Raw genomic sequence first — 6,126 nt, 5'->3', positions numbered from 1 at the left:
ATATTATTATCGTTTTTAAGCTTACATAACTATATTATCATGATACAATAATCTTCATTGGAGAGTTCTCCCAATGAAGAAATGCTTATATTATACAAATAAACTGGGTTGATAAAATTTTATGCGTTATTTTGCCTCTTTGATTAAAAATATTAAACCTACACTTTCTGGTCACGATACATTTCCTTTACGGTATGGATGGATTAAAAAGGCATACGACCAGATTGAAGCCCAGCCTGATGTCAACAATGTATTCTCTCAGGATACTGCTATTGCAGATTTTGGCGTAGGTAAGAATATGCTTAATGCGATGCGGTTCTGGTCAACTCATACAGCTATGCTTTATAGAGAGGGTAGTGCTTACAAAAACACGCATAAGGGATTAGGTGCCGATAAATTCTCTAATCATAACAATATAGACGCAACTAAGCACATCAATAGCTTTTATAATGCTGAAAACTTTCTTAGCGATAATGGACTTGACCCTTACTTAGAATCACCATCGACTATCTGGTTACTTCACCACTGCCTAGTAACGAACCCTAACTTAATAAGTTATTACTGGTTCTTTAATATCAATACAAAGTCGGAACTCACAAGAGAGGACTTTGCAAGGCTTTTGAAAGAGTTTATGAGAGACCATAATCTATCAGTCCCATCAGAATCTACTATAAAGCGTGATATTGAATGCTTTATCCAAAATTATACGACAAAACGTCGCAAGGCCAATGAAGATTTCGAAAGTACCTTAGAGGGTCCTCTCGTTGAACTAGATCTTTTAACCCGTGTTAGCAAACAAAGTATTAGGGCGTTAAGAGGTGAGAAGAACTCTCTAACATTGCATGTATTTGTATATGCTCTCATTAACTTTTGGAAAGTACATAATGGGGCTGCAGATACTCTCTCTTTGGAAATGTGTACCCTTGATGAGTGCTCGCCAGGTCGAGTGTTTATGTTAGATGAGGAGGCTATTATTGGATTCGCTGAGCAGTTGCAAAACTCAGACTACTCTTTAGCTTGGACACAGTCTGCAGGTATTAGACAGTTTCAGGTTACTGATGGCAGTGATTTAGACGATATATTAGAGCAAAGTATACGCTTTATGAAAGACGAAGATTATAGTCGATAATAAAATCACAAAATAATAATTAACTGTATTTTATAACTAATAATAGAGTCATTTGAAACTATGAATACTACTCAGCAATCAGAAACCTATCTTGTTGACGCCATTGAAAGAAATGAGTTTTTTCAGCGTTCGGTTAACATTACTTATGACCATGGCAATTTAGAGGCCCTCGAAAACTTTTATTGTCCAATATCCTATGAGCAAACCATTATTAAAATGATGCAGCACATAGAGCAATCAGGGCAGGCCGCATTTACTTGGACGGGTCCTTATGGATCAGGTAAATCGAGTCTCGCTATTTTCTTACAAGCTTTAATTAATAGTAATCCTCAGGTTGTTGAAGCAGCTAGAGCCAAACTAAGTGATAAGAATAAAGAATTAATTATTAAGCATTTCAGCCCTGAACAGCATCAATGGCAGGTCTTAAACTTAATTGGCCAGACTACTGCACCAGAGCGGTTGTTCATTGAAGCCTTGGACTTAAAAAATAGTGCGACTACAGAAGATATTTTACAAGCCCTTGAAAGCCGCATTGATAAAAATCAGCGTTTACTGATTTTTATCGATGAGCTAGGTAAGGTATTTGATGGTGCTGCTAAGAGTAGCCGCCCAGAAGATATTTACTTTCTCCAGCAGCTTGCAGAGTTTGTAAGCCGCACTCAAGGTAAGATGCTATTCATTGGCGTACTGCATCAGTCATTTATGGCGTATGCACGCCAAGCAACCGCTAAAACACATGATGAGTGGCTTAAGATCCAAGGTCGTTTTGTTGATTGTGCTGTGACATTATCAGTTGACGAGCAAATTCATTTAATCAGTCAGGTAATTGAAGTAAATGACTCAGACTTATTGGATATTCGAGCTAACACTAAATTTTCGAGCCAAGTCGATACCGTAGTTAATAACATTGCAAGCAACCGTAAGACTGACTCAGAGAAAATGACTGAGCTGCTAACGAATGTATTCCCGTTGCATCCATTAGTTGCAATACTGGTATGTCAGTTGTCTAAGAAAAACTTCGGTCAAAACCAGCGTAGTATTTTCTCATTTTTAATGTCAGCCGAGCCTAACGGTTTTGGCTATTATATTAAAAATACTAAACTAGATAGCTTTACTGTTTTCACACCAGAAATGTTCTGGGATTATTTAGATAGCAACCTAAATAGCACTATTCAAGCTTCAGAGTACGGTAAGCAGTGGCTATTGTCTCAAATGGCTGTTAATCGCTATGAAGAGTTGAATGATGAGATGGCAGTGAAACTGATTAAGACTGTTTCACTAATAAGCATCTTTGCAGATGGAACTGGCATTCATGCAAGTCCTGAGTTACTTAAGGGCATACTTGCGGCTAATGATGAAGAGCTTGAAGATGTTGTATCAGCGTTAGAATCAGCATCTATTATCTTTTATCGTAAGTTTACTCAGTCTTACATGTTAAGTGAAGGTAGTGATTTTAACTTAACTGATGCGATTAAAGAGCAGCTACAAGACCTCAATACACTTCCATTTGAGCAGTTAGAGCAGTTTGAGCCCGTTGTTGCTAAAGCTCATTACCAGCTCACAGGAAGCCTACGTTGGATGCAAGTTAAGTTATTACCTGCTACAGATTCAGTAAAAGACACATTGCTTAAATTACAGAATAAGGTTGATGCTTCTTTAGTAGGTTTTTATTGCCTATTAATTCCAAAAAACGACGATGAAGCAAAGCTAGCTTTAGAGATTTGTGAATCTGTATCAAGCTCTGATGAGCTTAATAACATCGTGATTGCTGTTCTTGACAGCCATACCACAATCATTGATATGCTCAAAGATAAAATCGCTTTAAGCAATATTTTAAAAAGTGAAGAGCGGCTACTGAACGATAAGATTGCACGTCAAGAGACAGAGGGAAGACTTGTTGAAGTCGAAGATGCTCTAAATAGGATGCTAGACAAGAGCTTAAGCAACTCGAAATGGTACAGCAAACACCTTGACGAAAAAGGTGCTTTACTTAACAGATTCAAACTATCATCACTTGCTTCATCTATAGCTAATGATTATATAAGCGAATATTTTGAGTGTAATAATGAGCTTGTTAATCGTAATAAACCCTCTCCAAGTGCCAAAGGTGCTATTCGAGAGTTATTAAAGCGTATGATTGAGAATAGCGATGAGCCTAGCCTTGGGATAGAGAAATTCCCACCTGAAAAAGGCGTATATGAGTCTGTTATTGTAAAAAATGGTCTACATGTATCAGAAGATGGAGAGAATTATTATTTTTCTGAACCATCAAATGAACGACTTAAGGCTGTTTGGAGGCGAGCTGATGAGGTTATTTCGAAAAGCAAGGGTGAGCTTGTTTCTGCTCAACAGATATATGATGCATGGTCAGAAGCGCCATACGGTATTAAAGCTGGTCTACATGATATTCTATATATCGCCTACATACTATCAAGACATAGCGACTTAGCTAACTATATCAATGGAGAGTATAAGCCTACGGTCCAATACTTATTAGCTGAATACTTAATTAAAGTGCCAAAGGGAGTAGGCGTTCGAGAGGTTTCCTTCCTAGAAGGTACACAGTCTTGGATTCATGTTCTAAGAGATCGACTAGAAGAGGAATTTGGTTCTCGCTTAAAATCTAAGATTGAAGACGAGCCCCTGCCTATTGCTCAAGCTTTAGTCAGTGTTTTCTTTAACATGCACCCTTGGATTCAGCGTACTAATGAGCTGTCTGTGAAAACTAAACAGCTTCGTAATATCTTAAAGCAAGCCAATGATCCTAATCAGCTTTTATTTGATGACCTACCTAGGTTTTTCAATGCTAGTGATAATGATGAGCAGAAGGTAGAGAAAATCATTCAAGGTTTATATGAGATGGATTATAAGTATCCAACTCTAGTGAGTGAAATAAACACTAAGCTTTTAGACTTCTTAAAGGTCAAGTATGAAGAGCTAAATCCATTCGCTGAGATTAATAAACGTTCTGAAGCATTGTTTGGCCGTTCAGGGGATTACTTGCTAGACGCTTACATTGCGCGTCTGGTTAAGTACGATGGCTCAATGAATGATTCTGAGAGCTTAATTAGCCTATTAGCTGGCAATAAACCCGCTAAAAAGTGGATTGACCAAGATATTACAAGAGCCCTACAGCAAATCGCTGCGTATAGCTTCCAATTTTTAGAAGCAGAGGTTAACGCTGATGTGAACTCAAGTCCAGATAGGCAAAAAGTAGGTATTATTACTAAGTCACCAAGCTCGACTACTAGCCAAGTGCGTGAAGCTCATATTACTTCTAAGAATATTGATGAAGTCACAAGCAGTGCTAAAGAAATTGCTCAGTCTCTAAAAGATAGAGGTTTAGATTTAAATGACAGAGTTGCAGTAATTGCGAAGTTATTAGAAAGCTTCGAAGATGACTCAATAGATGAAAAAGAGGAGTCGTAATGGATAAGGTTAAACATGTATTAGGGATTTCTGGCGGTAAAGATAGTGCAGCATTAGCTATCTATATGCGTGATAACTACCCAGAACTAGATATCGACTATTTTTTCACTGATACCGGTAAAGAGCTTGAGGAAGTATATGAGTACCTATCTTATTTAGAAGGGTACTTAGGTAAACCAATTCAATATATTAACCCGGATAGAAATTTTGATTTTTGGTTGACTCAACATAATGACTACCTACCATCACCGCAAGCACGTTGGTGTACAATCAAAATGAAACTAAAACCATTTCAGGACTGGGTTCAAGGCTTTTTAGATGAAGGGTATGAAGTACGCTCCTATGTTGCCATTCGTTCTGATGAACCGTACCGTACTGGCTACGACTCAAGTGATGAAAAACTAATTGTTGAACTACCTTTTCGAGAAGATGGTGTCGATAAGGCTGGCGTAATGGATATCTTAGAGAACTCAGGTGTTGGTTTACCAGCCTATTATGAATGGCGTACTCGAAGTGGCTGCACATTCTGTTTTTTTCAAAGAAAAATAGAGTGGGTAGGGCTTTTAGAACGTCATCCTGAATCTTTCAAGGAAGCTATGGCCTATGAAAAAGAGGCGTTAGCTAACCAGTCTCCATTCACTTGGTCTGAACGTGAGTCATTAGAAGAGTTAAGCCGACCCGAACGAGTGGCTGAAATTAAGGCTGATCATGATAAGAGGCTTGCTAAAATGAAGAAGCGGATCAAGGTTAACCCGCTTCGGCCAGATGGTGAGCCTGAACTAGATATGGACGATATATATGGTCAGGGCAAGATTTGTGTTATGTGCCACAAGTAAAAATATCGAATAATATTGACTATTAAGTATAATGTTCTAAACTGTTGACTTGTGTAATATAAGTTAACAGTTTTTTTATGGGCGAAAAGTATGGATTTGAAAGGCGCTGAAATTAGAAAGTTTAAAGAGATGGGACGTATTATTAATGACAATAGTAATAAGCAGCACCCATTAAAAGTTCCACACTATCAAAGACCATACAAGTGGGCTCCAGAGAATGTTGAAAAACTAATTACCGATTGGTTTAATCATGAAGAAAATAGTGACTATTTCTGTGGATCAATTGTAACAGTGATCCATACGGATCAACCTCATGACTTGATCGATGGTCAACAAAGATTTACAACATTGTTTCTAGCAAATTTCGTGAGCTTTATGACTCTTAGATCATTGGTATTAGCAACACTAAAATACCAAGGTTATGCAATGCGTTTTATTACACTTTACGATGAGATGTTGGATAGCTTACAGCACGTTATACTTCTAGACTCTGATGACAGTAGTCCTACCTCATTATCGAGCTTGAGCAATATAAAAAATAGAATCATAGATGAGCTGAGCAATGGAAATCTTGATGCTGCTATCGAAATATTTAATAAATATTTCTCCATGGCAGAAATCCGTAGCCTATTACATCATAAAACGCTAAACCTCCAATACGATAGAAGCTCATTCAATACTTCACTTGTAAAAGTAATGTGCGCACTTGATATTAATTTGGAAAACGAAAAA

The 6,126-nt window shown here is 37.6% G+C and carries 4 protein-coding genes; all 4 read left to right on the top strand.

Going from position 1 to position 6,126, the window contains the following annotated elements; genetic code table 11:
* The first annotated feature begins 121 nt into the window (after positions 1-121).
* Positions 122-1,129, top strand: a complete 1,008-nt coding sequence (locus CXF61_RS01630) for a DUF4007 family protein (protein ID WP_165596924.1) — start codon at positions 122-124, stop codon at positions 1,127-1,129.
* A gap of 60 nt (positions 1,130-1,189) precedes the next feature.
* A complete protein-coding gene (locus tag CXF61_RS01625; protein ID WP_165596923.1) occupies positions 1,190-4,558 on the top strand; it encodes a hypothetical protein in 3,369 nt (1,122 codons plus the stop codon).
* Complete coding sequence (locus tag CXF61_RS01620; RefSeq protein ID WP_165596922.1) at positions 4,558-5,394, top strand: phosphoadenosine phosphosulfate reductase domain-containing protein; 837 nt, start codon at positions 4,558-4,560, stop codon at positions 5,392-5,394. The genes CXF61_RS01625 and CXF61_RS01620 overlap by 1 nt, the downstream gene beginning before the upstream one ends.
* A 90-nt stretch (positions 5,395-5,484) precedes the next feature.
* The coding region (locus CXF61_RS01615; RefSeq protein ID WP_165596921.1) for a DUF262 domain-containing protein at positions 5,485-6,126 on the top strand (642 nt) is incomplete at its 3' end.

Source organism: Psychrobacter sp. 4Dc, from assembly GCF_002836715.1.
Taxonomy (GTDB): Bacteria; Pseudomonadota; Gammaproteobacteria; order Pseudomonadales; family Moraxellaceae; genus Psychrobacter.
Note: the sequence above shows the minus strand (reverse complement) of the source record. Positions and strands in the feature narration are given on the sequence as shown.